Below are 17,700 nucleotides of genomic sequence, written 5' to 3' on the forward strand. Positions count from 1 at the left end.
GGAGACTGTCGCGCCGGCGCAACCTCGCCGGCGCGCGGCATCCTGGCCGCGTGCTGCGCTGCGCCCCCCCCCCCGTCACACGGCGCCGACTAGTCGGTAGCCGACGCCCGTCTCGGTGACGATGTGCTCGGGCTGCGCGGGATCGGCCTCGAGCTTCTGGCGCAGGTGCGCCATGTAGATGCGCAGGTAGTGATGGCTCTCGACGTGCGACGGCCCCCACACGTCACGCAGCAGCTGGCGGTGCGTGAGCACGCGCCCCGCGTGACGCACGAGCGTCGCGAGCAACCGGTATTCGAGCGGCGTCAGGTGCACGATCGCGTCGTCGCGCCACACCTGACGCAGCGCGAGATCGACGGTCACGGCGCCGAAGGCCACCTTCGGCGACTCGTTCGCGCCGCCCTGATTGCGCCGGCGCAGTTGCGCGCGAATCCGCGCGCGCAGTTCGGACACGCCGAACGGCTTGGTCAGGTAGTCGTCGGCGCCCGCGTCGAGCGCCGCGACTTTCTCCTCTTCCTGCGTGCGGGCGGACAGCACGATCACCGGCACCTCGGACCAGCCGCGCAGCTCGCGGATCACGTCGAGGCCGTCGGTGTCCGGCAGGCCGAGGTCGACGATCACGAGGTCGGGCTTGCGCGTCGCCGCGGCGATCAGCCCCTGCTTGCCCGTCTCGGCCTCGAACACCGCGATGTCCTCCTCTTCGAGCGCGGCGCGCACGAAGCGGCGGATCTGCTTTTCGTCCTCGATCAGGACGACGGTCAGGCTGGGTTCACTCATGGTCTGGCAATGACTCGGATGGGGGCGATGCGCCCGGCAGGTCGGATTCGTCGTCGGGCACGGGCGGCGCGGCCGGCGGCGTGTCGACCGGCAGCGTGAACCAGAAGCGCGCGCCCGTCACGTGGCCGTCGGGCGCAGTGCGGTTGAGCGCGCCGATTTTACCGCCGTGCGCCTCGACAATCGCACGGCAGATCGCAAGCCCGAGCCCGATGCCGGGCGTCGCCGATTCCTTCTCGCCGCGCGTGAATTTGTCGAAAATCCGCGCCTCCATGCCGGCCGGCAAGCCGGGGCCGTGATCGTCGACGTGCACGCGCACGAACGGGCTCCCGAACGGGTTCCCGTCGTCGGTCACGCGCTCCGCGCCGATGTCGAGCGACGTATCGGGCGGCGTGTACTTCGCCGCGTTCTCGAACAGGTTGGTGAACAGCCGCTCCATCAGCACCGCGTCCATCTGCAGCAGCGGCAGGTCGGCCGGCAGCGCGACGCGCACGGGATGGCGCGCGAGCACCCGCCGGCATGCGGCGAGCGCGGCGCCGACGGTTTCCTCGAGCAGCGACCACTGGCGCTTGAGCTGCAGGCTGCCGGCCTGCAGCCGCGCCATGTCGAGCAGGTTCGTGACGATGCCCGTCATGCGCAGCGCCTCGTCGTGGATCGCGTCGACGAGTTCGCCCTCGCGCTGCGCGAGGCGCCCGGCCGCCGCGGCGTCGCCCGCCTGCGCGGCCGCGCGCCCGTTCGCGAGCATCGACGAAAAGCCGACGATCGTCGTGAGCGGCGTGCGCAGGTCGTGCGAGATCGCCGACAGCAGCGAGTTGCGCAGCCGCTCGGACTCCATGTTGACGAGCGCGTCGCGCGCGATCTCGACGTAATGCACGCGCTCGAGCGCGAGCGCGATCTGCGCGGCGAATGCATCGAGCATCCGCTGCTGCTCGGGCACCTCGAGTTCGCGCGGCTCGCGCGATGCGACCGCGAGCACGCCGCGCGTGCGCATCGGCGCTTTCAGCGGCAGGTACAGCGCGGCCGTCGCCGGCAGCGTGTCGGTACCGCGCCCGGCCGGCTTCTGCTGGTCGTACACCCATTGGCCGACGTCGCTGTCGAGCTCCGCGCCCGTCAGCGTGACGGCCGCATCGGGCTCCTCGATCTTCTGCCGCACCTGGTCCGCGCTGTCGGGCAGCAGGAACGCGACGCGTGCGCGGAACACCTCGCCCACGTGGCGGCTGCCGATCTCGACGATCTGCTCGGTCGTCAACGCCGCGCCGAGCTCGCGCGCCATCGCGTAGATCGCGCCGGTGCGGCGCTCGCGGCGCTGCGCGACGCTCGCCTGGCGCGTGAGCGTCGACGTCAGGTGGCTGATCACGAGCGACGTCAGCAGCATCCCGAAGAAGGTCAGCAAGTATTGCGTGTCGCTGACCGAGAACGACATGCGCGGCGGCACGAAGAAGAAATCGAACGCGGCCACCGACAGGAACGACTGCAGCACGCCCGGGCCGCGCCCGAGCCGTACGGCCGAAAACACCACGCCGAGCAGGTACAGCATCACGAGATTCGTAAGGTCGAGCCGCCCGGACACGACGCTCGCGACGACGGTGATCGCCGCACAGATCGCGGCCGCATACGCGTAATGGCGCGGCGGCGAACGATGCGTGCCGAACTGCGCAAACGCATCGCGCCAGTCGCGTGCCCGCGCGTCCAGCGGCGCGGCGCGCGCCTCGTCGCTCGCGGATGCGCGGATCAGCATCAGGTCGACGTCGCCCGCGCGTTCGGCGAGCTGCTCGCCGAATGGCCGCGCGAAGCGGCGCGCAAGCCCGACCTTCGGCGAGCCGCCCGCGACGAGCTTCGATACGTTGCGCACCTTCGCATAGCCGATCAGCGCGGCGACCGCGTCGGCGCCGGCGAGCGTGGCCGTCTCCGCGCCGAGCTCGGCCGCGAGCTTCAGCGCGTCGAGCGTGCGCTGCCGCCGCGCGTCGGGCAGCCGCTGCAGGCGCGGCGTCTCGACATACACGGCGATCCAGTCGGCCTTCAGGCTCGCGGCGAGCCGCGCGGCCGCGCGCACGAGCGTCGGCGCCTCGGCGCCCGGGCCGACGCACACGAGCAGCCGCTCGCGCGCCTGCCAGATGCGCTGGATCGAACGATCGGCGCGGTACTCGCGCATCTGCGCGTCGACGCGATCGGCCGTGCGGCGCAGCGCCAGCTCGCGCAGCGCAATCAGGTTGCCCTTGCGGAAGAAGTTGCGCACCGCGCGCTCGGCCTGCTGCGCGAGATAGACCTTGCCGTCGCGCATGCGCTCGAGCAGCTCCTCGGCCGGCAGGTCGACGAGCGTGACTTCGTCGGCCGCGTCGAACACGCGATCGGGCACGGTCTCCCACACGCGGATGCCGGTGATGGCGCCGACGACGTCGTTCAGGCTTTCGAGGTGCTGGACGTTGACGGTCGTATACACGTCGATGCCCGCGTCGAGCAGCTCGTAGACGTCCTGCCAGCGCTTCAGGTGCCGTGCGCCCTGCACGTTCGAATGCGCGAGTTCGTCGACGAGGATCAGTTGCGGCTGGCGAGCGAGTGCGCCATCGAGATCGAATTCGGCGAGCGCGCGGCCGCGATGGTCGATGCGGGCGGGCGGCAGCACGTCGAGGCCGTCGAGCAGCGCGGCGGTCTCGCCGCGGCCGTGGGTCTCGACGATGCCGACGACGACGTCGACGCCTTCCTGCCGGCGCTGCCGCGCGGCCTGCAGCATCGCGTAGGTCTTGCCGACGCCGGCGGACGCGCCGAAGAAGATCTTGAGCTGGCCGCGCCGCTGCTTTTCTTCGTCTCGCTGCAGCTTGTCGAGAAGTTGGTCTGGATCGGGACGGTTCATGCGTGAGAAAAGCGGAGCGCCCGGATGCGCGCGAGTACGAGCATTGTGGTTCCAAATCGCCGCAAAAGGCAAAGACGGCGCGAACGCCGTCGGGGAAAGCGCATCCGGCGCGGTTCAGGCCGCGCCGGATGTCGGCCGGCACGCGCGATCGGTCAGTGCGCGGCCTGCGCCGCGTCGAGCGCGAGGTTCAGCTTCAGCACGTTCACACGCGGCTCGCCGAGCACGCCGAACTGGCGGCCCGTCGTGTTCGCGGCGACGAGTTGCGCGACCGCGTCCGGCGCCAGGTTGCGCACCTTCGCGACGCGCTCGACCTGGTACGCGGCGGCGGCCGGCGTGATCTCCGGATCGAGGCCGCTCGCCGACGCCGTCACGAGGTCGACCGGCACCGGCTTCGACAGGTCGGTGCCCGCTTCGCGCAGCGCGGCGATGCGCGCCTTCACCTGATCGGCGAGCGACGGGTTCAGCGGGCCGAGGTTCGAGCCGCCGGAGCCGGCCGCGTTGTACGGCATCGGCGCGGTGGCCGACAGCCGGCCCCAGAAATACTTCGGCGCGTCGAACGACTGGCCGATCAGCGCGGAGCCGACGATCTTGCCGTCCTGCTCGATCAGGCTGCCGTTGGCCTGCGACGGGAACACGGCCTGACCGAACACGGTCATCACGGCCGGGTAGGCGAGCCCCGTCACGACGGTCAGTACGACGAAGAGCACGACGAGCGGACGAATCAACGTTTTCATGAGAGTTCCTTCAAGTACGGCCGGCTCAGGCCCAGCCGAGTGCAGCAAGCGTCATGTCGATCAGCTTGATGAACGGGAACGGCAGCAGCACGCCGCCGAGGCCGTACACCAGCAGGTTGCGGCGCAGCAGCGACGCGGCGCCGAGCGGCCGGTAGGTCACGCCCTTCAGCGCGAGCGGGATCAGCGCGACGATGATCAGCGCGTTGAAGATCACCGCCGACAGGATCGCGGACGCCGGCGACGTCAGATGCATGATGTCGAGCACGCGAAGTTGCGGGTAGGTCGTCACGAACGCGGCCGGGATGATCGCGAAGTACTTCGCGATGTCGTTCGCGATCGAGAACGTGGTCAGCGACCCGCGCGTCATCAGCATCTGCTTGCCGATCTCGACGATCTCGATCAGCTTCGTCGGGTTCGAGTCGAGGTCGACCATGTTGCCGGCTTCCTTCGCCGCCTGCGTGCCGGTGTTCATCGCCACCGCGACGTCCGCCTGCGCGAGCGCCGGCGCGTCGTTGGTGCCGTCGCCCGTCATCGCGACGAGGCGCCCGGCCGCCTGATGCTCGCGGATCGTCGCGAGCTTGGTTTCCGGCGTCGCTTCCGCGAGGAAATCGTCGACGCCCGCTTCCGCCGCGATCGCCGCGGCCGTCAGCCGGTTGTCGCCCGTCACCATCACGGTCTTGATGCCCATCTTGCGCAGTTCCGCGAAGCGCTCCTTGATGCCGCCCTTCACGATGTCCTTCAGCTCGATCACGCCGAGCACGCGCGCCGCCCCTTCCTGCAGGTCGGCCACGACGAGCGGCGTGCTGCCGCGGCGCGCGACGTCGTCCACCGCGCGGCGCACTTCTTCCGGAAAGCGGCTGCCGTGGGTTTCGACGTAGCGGCGGATCGCGTCGGCCGCGCCCTTGCGGATTTCGCGGCCCGGCAGATCGACGCCGCTCATCCGCGTCTGCGCGGAAAAGCCGAGGAACGTCGCGTGCAGTTGCGCCATGTCGCGCTGGCGAATGTTGAAGCGCTCCTTCGCGAGGACGACGATGCTGCGGCCTTCCGGCGTTTCGTCGGCGAGCGACGACAGTTGCGCGGCGTCGGCCAGCGCTTCCTCGGTCACGCCCGGCGCGGGCACGAACATCGACGCCTGGCGGTTGCCGAGCGTGATCGTGCCGGTCTTGTCGAGCAGCAGCACGTCGACGTCGCCGGCCGCTTCCACCGCGCGGCCCGACGTCGCGATCACGTTCGCCTGCATCATCCGGCTCATCCCGGCCACGCCGATCGCGGACAGCAGGCCGCCGATCGTCGTCGGGATCAGGCACACGAGCAGCGCGACCAGCACGGTGATCGTCACCACGTGGCCGGCCTTCATCGCGTCGACCGCGAACGTCGAGAACGGCAGCAGCGTCGCGGTCGCGAGCAGCATCACGATCGTCAGCGCGACGAGCAGGATCGTCAGCGCGACCTCGTTCGGCGTCTTCTTGCGCTTCGCGCCTTCGACCATCGCGATCATCCGGTCGAGGAACGCCTCGCCCGGGTTCGCGGTGACCTTGACGACGATCCAGTCCGACAGCACGCGCGTGCCGCCCGTCACCGACGAGAAGTCGCCGCCCGATTCGCGGATCACCGGCGCGGATTCGCCGGTGATCGCCGATTCGTCGACCGACGCGACGCCGTCGACGACCTCGCCGTCGGCCGGGATCACGTCGCCGGTCTCGACCAGCACGACGTCGCCTTTACGCAAGTCGGACGCGGTCGTGATGCGGATCGGCGACTTCGGATGCGGCTCGTTGAGCTTCTTCGCCATCACGTCCTTCTTCGCGCTGCGCAGCGACGCGGCCTGCGCCTTCGAGCGCCCTTCCGCGAGCGCTTCGGCGAAGTTCGCGAACAGCACCGTGAACCACAGCCACAGCGCGATCGCGAGGATGAAGCCGGCGGGCGCCTCGGCCTGGCCGGCGAGCGCCGCGATCCACAGGATCGTGGTCAGGATGCTGCCGACGTACACGCAGAACATCACCGGGTTGCGGAACTGCGTGCGCGGCGTGAGTTTCTTGAACGAATCCACGATCGCCGGGCGCAGCAGCGCCGGATCGAACATGGATCGTGTTGCGGAATGTTGAGTCATTGCGATCTCTTCAAGCTCTTCAGTCTTTTCAATGTGTCGCCATGCGGGCGCGCGTCACGCGCCCAGCCACATCATCAGGTGCTCGACGCCCGGGCCGAGCGCGAGCGCCGGCACGTAGGTCAGCGCGCCCACCAGCAGCACGGTGCCGAGCAGCAGCACGACGAACAGCGGGCCGTGGGTCGGCAGCGTGCCGCCCGTCACCGCGATGCGCTTCTTCGCGGCGAGCGAGCCGGCGATCGCCAGCACCGGCACGATCGTGCCGAAGCGGCCGAACCACATCGCGATCGCGGTCATCCAGTTGTAGAACGGCGTGCCGACCGTCAGGCCTGCGAACGCGCTGCCGTTGTTGTTCGCGGCCGAGCTGAACGCGTACAGGATTTCCGAGAAGCCGTGCGGGCCCGGGTTCGCGATACCGGCCTTGCCCACGTCCGCCAACACCGCGATCGACGTGCCGATCAGCACCAGCAGCGGCGTGAGCAGCACGACGATCGACACCATCTTCATCTCGTACGACTCGATCTTCTTGCCGACGTATTCCGGCGTGCGGCCGATCATCAGGCCGGCGACGAACACCGCGAGCAGCGCGAACACGAGCATCCCGTAGAGGCCCGAGCCGACCCCGCCGTAGACCACCTCGCCAAGCTGCATCAGCAGCATCGGCACGAGGCCGCCGACCGGCGTCAGCGAATCGTGCATCGTGTCGACCGCGCCGCACGACGCGGCCGTCGTCGCGACCGTGAAGATGCCGGTCTGCGCGATCCCGAAGCGGGTTTCCTTGCCTTCCATGTTGCCGCCCGGCTGCAGCGCGCTCGCCGACTGGTCGACGTGCAGCGCGGCAAGCGTCGGGTTGCCGCCCTGCTCGGCGCTCACCTCGACGCCGACCGCGACCGCGAACGCGACCGTCATCGCCGCGAGCACCGCCATGCCCTGCCGGCGGTCGCCGATCACGCGGCCGAACACCAGGCACAGCGCGGCCGGAATGATCAGGATCGCGAAGATCTCGATGAAGTTCGCGAATGGCGTCGGGTTTTCGTACGGGTGCGCGGAGTTCGCGTTGAAGAAGCCGCCGCCGTTGGTGCCGAGCATCTTGATCGCTTCCTGCGACGCGACCGGGCCCATCGCGAGCGTCTGCTTCGTGAGCCGGGTCGGCACCGTGACCGCGTTGCCCTTGTCGTCCTTCACCGGGTTGCCCTGCGCGTCGAGCTTCGGCGCCGCATAGGTGCTCGCCTGCAGCACCGGCACGTCCTGGTACGCCTTCATGTTCTGGATCACGCCCTGGCTCATCAGCAGCGCGGCGACGATCATCGCCATCGGCACGAGCACGTACAGCGTCACGCGCGTGAGGTCGACCCAGAAGTTGCCGATGGTCTGCGCGGTGTGGCGCGCGAAGCCGCGGACCAGCGCGATCACGACGACGATGCCGGTCGCCGCCGACAGGAAGTTCTGCACGGTCAGGCCGAGCATCTGCGTCAGGTAGCTGACGGTCTGCTCCGGCGTGTAGTCCTGCCAGTTCGTGTTGGTGACGAAGCTGACGGCCGTGTTGAACGCGCCGTCGACCGTCATCGCGCCGAACTGCTGCGGGTTGCCGGGCAGAAAGCCCTGCAGGCGCAGCAGGCCGTAGAGGAACAATGCGCCGAGCGCGTTGAATGCGATCGTCGCGATCGCGTACTGCTTCCAGCTCATCTCGCTGCCGGTGTCGACGCCGGCGATGCGGTACAGCACGCGTTCGAGCGGCCCGAACACGCGCACGACGCGCGAGCTGCCGTCCATCACCGCCGTCAGGTAGCGCGCGACCGGCACGGCCGCCGCCAGCAGCACGACGATGAACAGCAGCATCTGCAACAGGTTGTTCGCGTTCATTCGATGTCCTCCGCGCGCAGCAGCGCAAAGACGAGATACGCGAACAGCAGGGCTGTCGATGCGCCCGCCAGCCAAAGCATCCAGGTCATGCCCGCCCCCCGCGACCGTATTGCACGAGCTTCTCGCAACCGGCAACCAAACCGAGGATCAGCACGGTGAAAAGCACCAGGGCGCCGATGAATACCCCATCCATTTTTGTGTTCTCCGTCGTCGAAATCAGACGACTGGAACCTTATGGGAACGCACGTAAAGGGCGGGTCAAAGGTATCGGGGCGGATATAAAAAACGTGTAAACGCGAGGCGGGAGAAAACGGAGGCGGGACGGGCGGCGGCGCGGCGCCGCCCGCGAAGGCGCGTGCCGGCATGGCGCCGGCACGAAAGGAATGGTCAGGGAACGAGGATCGTCGAGCCAGTGGTCCTGCGCGCCTCGAGATCCGCATGCGCGCGGCCGACTTCCGCGAGCGGATAGCGCTGGTTGATACTCGTCTTCACCTTGCCCGACAGGATCACGTCGAACAGCTCGGCGGCCGCTGCTTCGAGATCGGCGCGCTTCGCGATGTACGAGAACAGCGTGGGCCGCGTGAAGAACAGCGAGCCGCGCGACGAGAATTCCTTCGAGTCGATCGGCGGCAGCGGACCCGACGCGTTGCCGAAGCTGACGAAGTAGCCGAGCGGCGCGAGGCTGTCGAGCGAGCCGATATAGGTGTCCTTGCCGATCGAATCGTAGACGACCGGCACGCCCGCGCCATGGGTGATCTCCTTCACGCGCTGCGTGAAGTTCTCGCGCGTATAGACGATCGGATGATCGCAGCCGTGCGCCTTCGCGAGCGCGGCTTTCTCGTCCGAGCCGACCGTCCCGATCACGGTCGCGCCGAGCGCCTTCGCCCACTGGCACACGAGCAGCCCAACGCCGCCGGCCGCCGCATGGATCAGGATCGTGTCGCCGGCCTTCACCGGGTACGTGCGACGCAGCAGATAGTGCGCGGTCAGGCCCTGCAGCATCACGGACGCCGCATCGTCGTAGCTGATACCGTCGGGCAGCTTCACGAGCTTCTCGGCCGGCAGCACGCGCTCCTGCGCGTACGCGCCCGGCGGCTGCGCGACGTAGGCGACACGATCGCCGGCCTTCAATGCGCTCACGCCGTCGCCGACGGCCGTCACTTCGCCGGCCGCCTCCATCCCGATGCCCGCGGGCAGCGGCTGCGGATACAGGCCCGTGCGGAAATACACGTCGATGTAGTTGAGCCCGACCGCATGCTGGCGGATGCGCACCTCGCCGGCCTTCGGCGCGTCGACGTCGACATCGACCCACTTCATCACGTCCGGGCCGCCCGGCTGGTCGTATCGGATTGCTTTCGGCATCGTTTCGCTCCTCGTCTCTCGATCGGTCAGGGAAAAATTCGGGTCGCCGATGCGCGGGCCGGCCGATGGATGCGGAAACCGGCGGCGGACGCGCGGCGCGACGCACGATTCTCGCGCGTGGCGGCCAACCGTGCATGGCCCTGCCGCGAGCAGGGACAATCGGCCGCCGCCTGCGCCTAGCAAACGTCCTGCATGTTCCGCGCCAGATCGTCGAGCAGCATCCGCGCGGTCGCGACGTTCGTCGCCACCGGCACGTCGTGCACGTCGCAGGCGCGCACGAGCGCGGTGATGTCGGGATCGTGCGGCTGCGCGGTCATCGGATCGCGCAGGAACACGACGACGTCGACGCGGCCGTCGGCCAGTTCCGCGCCGATCTGCAGGTCGCCGCCGAGCGGCCCCGACAGCTTGCGCTCGACGTCGAGCCCGTGCGCGGCGGCGATGCGGCCGCCCGTGGTGCCGGTCGCGACGAGCCGGCATTGCGCGAGCGTCTCGCGGTACTGGCCCGCGAGTGCGACGATCTCGTCTTTCTTCGCGTCGTGCGCAATCAGTGCGATGCGAGGTTTGCTCATCTCTCCAGTTCCTTTGTCGTTCGGTTGTCGTCGTTCGGTCGTTATCGGCGATGATGCGCGCGCATCAGAACGTGCCCGGATACGCGCCGCCGTCGAGCAGCCAGTTCTGCCCGGTGATATAGCCGGCATGCACGCTGCACAGGAACGCGCATGCGGCGCCGAATTCCTCGCGCGTGCCGAGCCTGCCGGCCGGGATGTCCCTGGTGCGCCGCGCACGCATCTCGTCGAGCGTCACGCCTTGCGCCTTCGCGGACGCGGCGAGCGTCGTCGCGATCCGGTCGGTGTCGAACAGCCCCGGCAGCAGGTTGTTGATCGTCACCCCCTGCCCCGCGACCTTGCGCGACAGCCCCGCGACGAAGCCGGTCAGCCCCGAGCGCGCACCGTTCGACAGCGCCAGCACGTCGATCGGCGCCTTCACCGCCGAACTCGTGATGTTGACGATCCGGCCGAAGCCGCGGCCGATCATCCCGTCGATGGTCGCCCGGATCAGCTCGATCGGCGTCAGCATGTTCGACTCGAGCGCGCGGATCCAGTCGTCGTGGGAGAAATCGCGGAAATCGCCGGGCGGCGGGCCGCCGGCATTCGTCACGAGAATGTCCGGCTGCGGGCACGCGGCGAGCGCGGCCGCGCGGCCGTCCGGTGTCGTGATGTCGCAGGCGACCGCCGTGACCGACACGTTCGCGCCGGCGCGGATCTCTTCCGCGGTTTCCTCCAGCGTGTCGCGCGTGCGCGCGACGATCACGAGGTTCACGCCCTCCGCGGCCAGCGCTTGCGCGCAGCCCCGCCCGAGGCCCTTGCTGGCCGCGCACACGAGCGCGGTCTTTCCTTCAATGCCGAGATCCATCGTCGCTTCCCTGGTGGCGCGCGTGCCGGCGCGGCCCCGCGTTGCCGCCGGCCGGCGGGCGAACGGGCGTGCCCGGCACGCGGATTGTCGTGAGACGTCGATAATATCCGGATCGCGCGGCGCGCCTTGGTAAAATTGCGGCCATAAGCGACGGCCGGCCCGTGCCCGCCGCCGCCCCCGATCCCCTTTTGCCGCCAAGGCGCCCCGTCATGAAACAGGACAGCCGTTTCCCGAATCTCTTCATCACCGATCACCCGCTGATCCAGCACAAGCTCACGCACATGCGCGACAAGGACACGTCCACGCGCACGTTCCGCGAACTGCTGCGCGAGATCACGCTGCTGATGGGCTACGAGATCACCCGCAACCTGCCGATCACGACCAAGCGGGTCGAAACCCCGCTGGTGGCGGTCGACGCGCCGGTGATCGCGGGCAAGAAGCTCGCGATCGTGCCCGTGCTGCGCGCGGGCATCGGGATGTCGGACGGCCTGCTCGACCTGGTGCCGTCCGCGCGCGTCGGCCACATCGGCGTGTACCGCGCCGAAGACCACCGTCCGGTCGAATACCTGGTGCGCCTGCCGGACCTGGAAGACCGCATCTTCATCCTGTGCGATCCGATGGTCGCGACCGGCTACTCGGCCGTGCACGCGGTCGACGTGCTCAAGCGCCGCAACGTGCCGGCCGCGAACATCATGTTCGTCGCGCTGGTCGCCGCGCCGGAGGGCGTGCAGGTGTTCCAGGACGCGCACCCCGACGTGAAGCTGTTCGTCGCGTCGCTCGACTCGCACCTGAACGAGCACGCGTACATCGTGCCGGGCCTGGGCGACGCCGGCGACCGCCTGTTCGGCACCAAGAACTGATCGAATCGAGCGGCCGGCGCCGCCGTGCCGCGCGGCCGCGACGGCCGCCCCGGCCGTTCGGCCATGCGCGGCGGCCCCGAACCGGCGGTCGCCGCGTGATAAAATCACGCTCCACTCGACACGCGCGGCCCCGCGGCTTCATGCCCGCCGAAACGGCTGCCGATTCAACGACACATCGCAACAATCGCCCGCGCTGCGCGCCCGGGCACGGAGAAAGGTATGGCTGGTCATTCGAAATGGGCCAACATCAAGCATAAGAAGGCAGCGGCCGACGCGAAGCGCGGCAAGATCTGGACCCGCCTGATCAAGGAAATCCAGGTCGCGGCGCGCCTCGGCGGCGGCGACGTCAACTCGAACCCGCGCCTGCGTCTCGCGGTCGACAAGGCAGCCGACGCGAACATGCCGAAGGACAACGTCAAGCGCGCGATCGATCGCGGCGTCGGCGGCGCGGACGGCGCGAACTACGAAGAGATCCGTTACGAAGGCTACGGCATCAGCGGCGCGGCGGTCATCGTCGACACGCTGACCGACAACCGCACCCGCACGGTCGCGGAAGTCCGTCACGCATTCTCGAAGTTCGGCGGCAACATGGGCACCGACGGCTCGGTCGCATTCATGTTCGATCACGTCGGCCAGTTCCTGTTCGCGCCCGGCACCTCGGAAGACGCGCTGATGGAAGCCGCGCTCGAAGCCGGCGCGAACGACGTGAACACGAACGACGACGGCTCCATCGAAGTGCTGTGCGACTGGCAAGCGTTCTCGGCTGTGAAGGACGCGCTCGAAGCCGCCGGCTTCAAGGCCGAACTCGCCGAAGTGACGATGAAGCCGCAGAACGAAGTCGAATTCACCGGCGACGACGCGGCGAAGATGCAGAAGCTTCTGGACGCGCTCGAGAACCTCGACGACGTGCAGGACGTATATACGAACGCCGTCATCGTCGAGGAATGAAATGCCGGCCGCCGCATCTGTCGCGGCGGCGGCCCGACCGATTCCGCGGCCGGCGCGCCTGAGCGTGCCGGCCGCCCTGTTTTCTAGTCTGCGGGGAATCCCATGAAATTACTCGTCGTCGGTTCCGGCGGCCGCGAACATGCGCTGGCGTGGAAGCTCGCGCAGTCGCCGCGCGTCCAGATGGTCTACGTCGCGCCCGGCAATGGCGGCACGGCGCAGGACGAGCGTCTGAAGAACGTCGACATCACGTCGCTCGACGAACTCGCCGATTTCGCGGAACGCGAAGGCGTCGCGTTCACGCTCGTCGGGCCGGAAGCCCCGCTCGCGGCCGGCATCGTCAACCTGTTCCGCGCACGCGGCCTGAAGGTGTTCGGCCCGACCCGCGAAGCCGCGCAGCTCGAAAGCTCGAAGGATTTCGCGAAGGCGTTCATGAAGCGCCACGGCATCCCGACCGCCGACTACGAAACCTTCGCCGACGCGGCCGCTGCCCACGCGTACATCGACGCGAAGGGTGCGCCGATCGTCGTGAAGGCCGACGGCCTCGCGGCCGGCAAGGGCGTCGTCGTCGCGATGACGCTCGAAGAGGCACACGCCGCCGTCGACATGATGCTGTCGGGCAACAAGCTGGGCGACGCCGGCGCGCGCGTCGTGATCGAGGAATTCCTCGACGGCGAGGAAGCGAGCTTCATCGTGATGGTCGACGGCAAGCACGCGCTGGCGCTGGCTTCGAGCCAGGACCACAAGCGCCTGCTCGACGAGGATCGCGGCCCGAACACCGGCGGCATGGGCGCGTATTCGCCCGCGCCGATCGTCACGCCGCAGATGCACGCACGCGTGATGCGCGAAATCATCATGCCGACCGTGCGCGGGATGGAAAAGGACGGCATCCGCTTCACGGGCTTCCTGTACGCGGGCCTGATGATCGACAAGGACGGCAATCCGCGCACGCTCGAGTTCAACTGCCGGATGGGCGACCCGGAAACGCAGCCGATCATGGCGCGCCTGAAGAGCGATTTCTCGAAGGTCGTCGAGCAGGCGATCGCGGGCACGCTCGACACGGTCGAACTCGACTGGGATCGTCGCACCGCGCTCGGCGTCGTGCTGGCCGCGCACGGTTACCCGGACGCGCCGCGCAAGGGCGACCGCATCAACGGGATCCCGGTGGAAACCGGACAGGCGGTCACGTTCCATGCGGGCACGACGCTCGACGGCGACAAGCTGACGACGGCCGGCGGCCGCGTGCTGTGCGTGGTCGGCCTCGCCGATTCGGTGCGCGAAGCGCAGCAGCATGCCTACGACACGATCAACCAGATCAATTTCGAAGGCATGCAGTACCGCCGCGACATCGGCTTTCGCGCGCTCAACCGCAAGAGCACATGACGTCGCCATCGCCGCCCCGCGTCGTCGCGGCGGCGGCCCATCTGCCGGGGTTCGATAGAATGCCCGGCAGACGCCTTTTTTTCGGCCCCCGCTCAGGGCGGGGGCAGCCAGTCCAGACATGACCGATTCGACCTACGACGTGGCGCGTGTGCGCACGTACCTCCAGGGCCTGCAGACACGGATCGCCGACGCGCTCGGCGCGCTCGACGGCACGCCGCTCGCGACCGACGCGTGGCAGCGCGGGCCGGCCGAACGCCTGCGCGGCGGCGGCTGCACGCGGATTCTCGAAGGCGGCCGCGTGTTCGAACGCGCGGGAATCGGCTTTTCCGACGTCGCGGGCGACGCGCTGCCGCCGTCGGCGAGCGCCGCGCGCCCGCAGCTGGCCGGCCGCGGCTTCGAGGCGCTCGGCGTGTCGCTCGTGCTGCACCCGCGCAATCCGTACTGCCCGACCGTGCACATGAACGTGCGGATGCTGATCGCGACGAAACCGGGCGAGGCGCCCGTGTTCTGGTTCGGCGGCGGCATGGATCTGACACCGGTTTACGGTTTCGAGGACGACGCGCGGCATTTCCACCAGACCTGCAAGGATGCGCTCGACCCGTTCGGCATCGAGCTCTACCCGCGCTTCAAGCAATGGTGCGACGAATATTTCTTCCTGAAGCACCGCAACGAGATGCGCGGCATCGGCGGGATCTTCTTCGACGATTTCTCGGAACCCGGTTTCGAACGCTCGTTTGACATGATGCAAAGCGTCGGCGATGCGTTCCTGCAGGCGTACCTGCCGATCGTCGAGCGCCGCGTCGACCTGCCGTACGGCGAGCGCGAACGCGACTTCCAGGCATACCGCCGCGGCCGCTACGTCGAATTCAACCTCGTGTTCGACCGCGGCACGCTGTTCGGCCTGCAAAGCGGCGGCCGGACCGAGTCGATCCTGATGTCGATGCCGCCGGTCGCGAACTGGCGCTACAACTGGCAGCCCGAGCCGGGAACGCCTGAAGCGCGCCTGACCAGCGACTTCCTCGTGCCGCGCGACTGGGCCTGAGCCCGCGCGCCCCGCTGCCCCAACGAAAGGACGCGTTTTTCTGGACACCACCGCCCGCCCCGCCCCGCTGCCGCGCCGTATCGGCTTGCTGGGCGGTACTTTCGACCCGATCCACGACGGCCATCTCGCGCTCGCGCGCCGGTTCGCCGGGCTGCTCGACCTGACCGAACTCGTATTGCTGCCCGCCGGGCAGCCGTACCAGAAGCGCGACGTGTCGGCCGCCGAGCACCGGCTCGCGATGACGCGCGCGGCCGCCGGCACGCTGTCCGTGCCGGGCGTGACCGTGACCGTCGCCACCGACGAGATCGAACACACCGGCCCGACCTACACGGCCGAGACGCTCGCGCGCTGGCGCGAGCGGATCGGCCCGGATGCGTCGCTGTCGCTGCTGATCGGCGCCGATCAGCTCGTGCGCCTCGATACGTGGCGCGACTGGCGCACGCTGTTCGACTACGCGCACATCGGCGTGTCGACGCGCCCGGGCTTCGAGCTCGGCACGGCGCCGCCGGCCGTCGCGCGGGAAATCGCCGCGCGGCAGGCCGGCGCCGACGTGCTCAAGGCCACGCCGGCGGGCCGCCTGCTGATCGATACGACCCTTTCGTTCGACATCGCCGCGACCGACATTCGCACGCACCTGCGCGAATGCATCGCACGCCATGCGCAAATGCCCGACGCGTCGGCCGAACATGTGCCGGCCGCCGTATGGGCCTATATTCTTCAACATCGCCTCTACCATTCCTGAATCCATGGATATTCGCAAACTGCAGCGCGTGATCGTCGACGCCCTCGAAGACGTCAAGGCGCAAGACATCAAGGTGTTCAACACCAGCCACCTGACCGAACTGTTCGACCGCGTGGTCGTCGCATCGGGCACCTCCAACCGCCAGACCAAGGCCCTCGCGTCGAACGTGCGCGACAAGGTCAAGGAAGCCGGCGGCGACGTCGTCAGCTCCGAAGGCGAGGACACCGGCGAATGGGTGCTGGTCGACTGCGGCGACGCGGTCGTGCACATCCTGCAACCGGCGCTGCGCCAGTACTACAACCTCGAGGAAATCTGGGGCGACAAGCCCGTGCGGATGAAGCTCGGCGGCGGCAAGGGCAACGGCTTCGCCACGGCGAGCGAAGACGACGAGGAAGAGGAAGAAGCGCCCGCACGCCCGGCACGCAAGACGGCCGCCCGCCGCCGTTGAGCCGTCGCGCGTCTCCCGATGAAGCTTTTCATCCTCGCGGTCGGCCACAAGATGCCGGGCTGGATCGCATCCGGCTTCGACGAATACACGAAGCGGATGCCGCCCGAACTGCGCATCGAGTTGCGCGAAATCAAGCCTGAACTGCGTTCGGGCGGCCGCAGCGCCGAAAGCGTGATGGCGGCCGAACGGCAGAAGATCGAGGCCGCGCTGCCGAAGGGCGCGCGCCTCGTCGCGCTCGACGAGCGCGGCCGCGACTGGACCACGATGCAGCTCGCGCAGGCGCTGCCCGGCTGGCAGCAGGACGGCCGCGACGTCGCGTTCGTGATCGGCGGCGCCGACGGGCTCGATCCGGATCTGAAAGCGCGCGCCGACGTGCTGCTGCGCATCTCGAGCATGACGCTGCCGCACGGCATGGTGCGCGTGCTGCTCGCCGAACAGCTTTACCGGGCGTGGAGCATCACGCAGAATCACCCCTACCACCGCGCATGACGTGTCGTCCTCGAGACGCGCGCCGCGCGCGCTCAACGAGATAACGACACCATGCCGTCCAGCACGTCCCCCGCGCTTTTCCCGATCCTTTACCTCGCTTCGCAAAGCCCGCGCCGCCAGGAGCTGCTGCAGCAGATCGGCGTACGCTTCGAGCTGCTGCTGCCGCGCCCCGACGAGGACGCCGAGGCGCTCGAGGCCGAACTACCCGGTGAAGCCGCCGACGCGTACGTGCGGCGCGTGACCGTCGCGAAGGCCGAGGCCGCGCGTGCGCGCCTCGTCGCGAGCGGCAAGCCGGCCGCGCCGGTGCTGGTGGCCGATACGACCGTGACGATCGACGGCGCGATCCTCGGCAAGCCGGCCGACGCCGACGATGCGCTCGCGATGCTCACGCGCCTCGCCGGCCGCGAACACGCGGTGCTGACCGCCGTCGCCGTGATCGACGCCGGCGGCGAACTGCTGCCGCCCGCGCTGTCGCGCTCGTCGGTGCGCTTCGCGGCCGCGTCGCGCGACGCGTACGCGCGCTACGTCGAAACCGGCGAGCCGTTCGGCAAGGCCGGCGCGTATGCGATCCAGGGCCGCGCGGCCGAATTCATCGAGCGAATCGACGGTTCCCATTCGGGTATCATGGGTCTGCCCCTTTTTGAGACTGCCGCGCTGCTACGCACCGCGCGCATCTCCTTCTGAATCCCA

At 68.9% G+C, this 17,700-nt stretch carries 17 protein-coding genes; 8 read left to right on the forward strand and 9 right to left on the reverse strand.

What is annotated here, in order from left to right:
* Positions 1-75: 75 nt before the first annotated feature.
* The 9 genes from kdpE to CFB46_RS16110 form a co-directional block, all read right to left on the reverse strand.
* The gene (kdpE, locus tag CFB46_RS16070) at positions 76-774 is read right to left on the reverse strand and encodes a two-component system response regulator KdpE (RefSeq protein WP_089500471.1); all 699 of its coding nucleotides are present in this window, start codon (positions 772-774) and stop codon (positions 76-78) included.
* The gene (locus tag CFB46_RS16075; RefSeq protein WP_089500472.1) at positions 767-3,622 is read right to left on the reverse strand and encodes a sensor histidine kinase; all 2,856 of its coding nucleotides are present in this window, start codon (positions 3,620-3,622) and stop codon (positions 767-769) included. Before CFB46_RS16075 ends, kdpE begins: the two co-directional genes overlap by 8 nt.
* A 152-nt stretch (positions 3,623-3,774) precedes the next feature.
* Positions 3,775-4,356, reverse strand: coding sequence for a potassium-transporting ATPase subunit KdpC (kdpC, locus tag CFB46_RS16080; protein ID WP_089500473.1), 582 nt, complete (start codon positions 4,354-4,356; stop codon positions 3,775-3,777).
* Positions 4,357-4,381: 25 nt separating this feature from the next.
* Positions 4,382-6,466, reverse strand: a complete 2,085-nt coding sequence (kdpB, locus tag CFB46_RS16085) for a potassium-transporting ATPase subunit KdpB (RefSeq protein WP_089500474.1) — start codon at positions 6,464-6,466, stop codon at positions 4,382-4,384.
* Positions 6,467-6,520: 54 nt separating this feature from the next.
* The gene (kdpA, locus tag CFB46_RS16090; RefSeq protein ID WP_089500475.1) at positions 6,521-8,326 is read right to left on the reverse strand and encodes a potassium-transporting ATPase subunit KdpA; all 1,806 of its coding nucleotides are present in this window, start codon (positions 8,324-8,326) and stop codon (positions 6,521-6,523) included.
* Positions 8,323-8,415 (reverse strand): K(+)-transporting ATPase subunit F, encoded by a 93-nt coding sequence (gene kdpF / locus CFB46_RS16095; protein ID WP_006752209.1) that lies wholly within the window; start codon positions 8,413-8,415, stop codon positions 8,323-8,325. Before kdpF ends, kdpA begins: the two co-directional genes overlap by 4 nt.
* 298 nt (positions 8,416-8,713) lie before the next feature.
* Complete coding sequence (locus tag CFB46_RS16100) at positions 8,714-9,688, reverse strand: quinone oxidoreductase family protein (RefSeq protein ID WP_089500476.1); 975 nt, start codon at positions 9,686-9,688, stop codon at positions 8,714-8,716.
* A 176-nt stretch (positions 9,689-9,864) separates the two neighbouring features.
* A complete protein-coding gene (locus tag CFB46_RS16105) occupies positions 9,865-10,257 on the reverse strand; it encodes a methylglyoxal synthase (RefSeq protein WP_089500477.1) in 393 nt (130 codons plus the stop codon).
* A gap of 64 nt (positions 10,258-10,321) precedes the next feature.
* Entirely contained in the window at positions 10,322-11,101 is a 780-nt protein-coding gene (locus tag CFB46_RS16110; RefSeq protein ID WP_027785025.1) for an SDR family oxidoreductase, read from the reverse strand.
* Between the two features lie 209 nt (positions 11,102-11,310).
* Here CFB46_RS16110 and upp point away from each other — a divergent pair, with 209 nt between their 5' ends.
* From upp to CFB46_RS16150, 8 genes are all read left to right on the forward strand, one after another.
* Positions 11,311-11,961 carry a uracil phosphoribosyltransferase gene (upp, locus tag CFB46_RS16115; protein ID WP_006478229.1) on the forward strand — a complete coding sequence of 217 codons (651 nt, stop codon included), beginning with the start codon at positions 11,311-11,313 and terminating at the stop codon, positions 11,959-11,961.
* Between the two features lie 219 nt (positions 11,962-12,180).
* The gene (locus CFB46_RS16120) at positions 12,181-12,909 is read left to right on the forward strand and encodes a YebC/PmpR family DNA-binding transcriptional regulator (protein WP_089500478.1); all 729 of its coding nucleotides are present in this window, start codon (positions 12,181-12,183) and stop codon (positions 12,907-12,909) included.
* 102 nt (positions 12,910-13,011) lie between these two features.
* Positions 13,012-14,289 carry a phosphoribosylamine--glycine ligase gene (gene purD / locus CFB46_RS16125; RefSeq protein ID WP_089500479.1) on the forward strand — a complete coding sequence of 426 codons (1,278 nt, stop codon included), beginning with the start codon at positions 13,012-13,014 and terminating at the stop codon, positions 14,287-14,289.
* A gap of 118 nt (positions 14,290-14,407) precedes the next feature.
* The gene (gene hemF, locus CFB46_RS16130) at positions 14,408-15,331 is read left to right on the forward strand and encodes an oxygen-dependent coproporphyrinogen oxidase (protein WP_089500480.1); all 924 of its coding nucleotides are present in this window, start codon (positions 14,408-14,410) and stop codon (positions 15,329-15,331) included.
* Between the two features lie 85 nt (positions 15,332-15,416).
* Complete coding sequence (locus CFB46_RS16135) at positions 15,417-16,073, forward strand: nicotinate-nucleotide adenylyltransferase (protein ID WP_027785028.1); 657 nt, start codon at positions 15,417-15,419, stop codon at positions 16,071-16,073.
* Positions 16,074-16,077: 4 nt separating this feature from the next.
* On the forward strand, positions 16,078-16,521 hold the full coding sequence (gene rsfS / locus CFB46_RS16140; RefSeq protein ID WP_006484266.1) for a ribosome silencing factor: 444 nt from the start codon (positions 16,078-16,080) through the stop codon (positions 16,519-16,521).
* An 18-nt stretch (positions 16,522-16,539) separates the two neighbouring features.
* Positions 16,540-17,010: a 23S rRNA (pseudouridine(1915)-N(3))-methyltransferase RlmH gene (gene rlmH / locus CFB46_RS16145; protein ID WP_006478222.1), complete on the forward strand. Its 471-nt coding sequence runs from the start codon at positions 16,540-16,542 to the stop codon at positions 17,008-17,010.
* Positions 17,011-17,061: 51 nt separating this feature from the next.
* Complete coding sequence (locus CFB46_RS16150) at positions 17,062-17,694, forward strand: Maf family protein (protein WP_089500481.1); 633 nt, start codon at positions 17,062-17,064, stop codon at positions 17,692-17,694.
* Positions 17,695-17,700: the final 6 nt, after the last annotated feature.

The organism is Burkholderia sp. HI2761 (assembly GCF_002223355.1).
Taxonomy (GTDB): domain Bacteria; phylum Pseudomonadota; class Gammaproteobacteria; order Burkholderiales; family Burkholderiaceae; genus Burkholderia.

What these genes read in the sequence shown, in the direction of transcription:
- kdpE (WP_089500471.1), bottom strand. Translation starts at nt 774, where the DNA reads ATGAGTGAACCCAGCCTGACCGTCGTCCTGATCGAGGACGAAAAGCAG.
- CFB46_RS16075 (WP_089500472.1), bottom strand. Translation starts at nt 3,622, where the DNA reads ATGAACCGTCCCGATCCAGACCAACTTCTCGACAAGCTGCAGCGAGAC.
- kdpC (WP_089500473.1), bottom strand. Translation starts at nt 4,356, where the DNA reads ATGAAAACGTTGATTCGTCCGCTCGTCGTGCTCTTCGTCGTACTGACC.
- kdpB (WP_089500474.1), bottom strand. Translation starts at nt 6,466, where the DNA reads ATGACTCAACATTCCGCAACACGATCCATGTTCGATCCGGCGCTGCTG.
- kdpA (WP_089500475.1), bottom strand. Translation starts at nt 8,326, where the DNA reads ATGAACGCGAACAACCTGTTGCAGATGCTGCTGTTCATCGTCGTGCTG.
- kdpF (WP_006752209.1), bottom strand. Translation starts at nt 8,415, where the DNA reads ATGACCTGGATGCTTTGGCTGGCGGGCGCATCGACAGCCCTGCTGTTC.
- CFB46_RS16100 (WP_089500476.1), bottom strand. Translation starts at nt 9,688, where the DNA reads ATGCCGAAAGCAATCCGATACGACCAGCCGGGCGGCCCGGACGTGATG.
- CFB46_RS16105 (WP_089500477.1), bottom strand. Translation starts at nt 10,257, where the DNA reads ATGAGCAAACCTCGCATCGCACTGATTGCGCACGACGCGAAGAAAGAC.
- CFB46_RS16110 (WP_027785025.1), bottom strand. Translation starts at nt 11,101, where the DNA reads ATGGATCTCGGCATTGAAGGAAAGACCGCGCTCGTGTGCGCGGCCAGC.
- upp (WP_006478229.1), top strand. Translation starts at nt 11,311, where the DNA reads ATGAAACAGGACAGCCGTTTCCCGAATCTCTTCATCACCGATCACCCG.
- CFB46_RS16120 (WP_089500478.1), top strand. Translation starts at nt 12,181, where the DNA reads ATGGCTGGTCATTCGAAATGGGCCAACATCAAGCATAAGAAGGCAGCG.
- purD (WP_089500479.1), top strand. Translation starts at nt 13,012, where the DNA reads ATGAAATTACTCGTCGTCGGTTCCGGCGGCCGCGAACATGCGCTGGCG.
- hemF (WP_089500480.1), top strand. Translation starts at nt 14,408, where the DNA reads ATGACCGATTCGACCTACGACGTGGCGCGTGTGCGCACGTACCTCCAG.
- rsfS (WP_006484266.1), top strand. Translation starts at nt 16,078, where the DNA reads ATGGATATTCGCAAACTGCAGCGCGTGATCGTCGACGCCCTCGAAGAC.
- rlmH (WP_006478222.1), top strand. Translation starts at nt 16,540, where the DNA reads ATGAAGCTTTTCATCCTCGCGGTCGGCCACAAGATGCCGGGCTGGATC.
- CFB46_RS16150 (WP_089500481.1), top strand. Translation starts at nt 17,062, where the DNA reads ATGCCGTCCAGCACGTCCCCCGCGCTTTTCCCGATCCTTTACCTCGCT.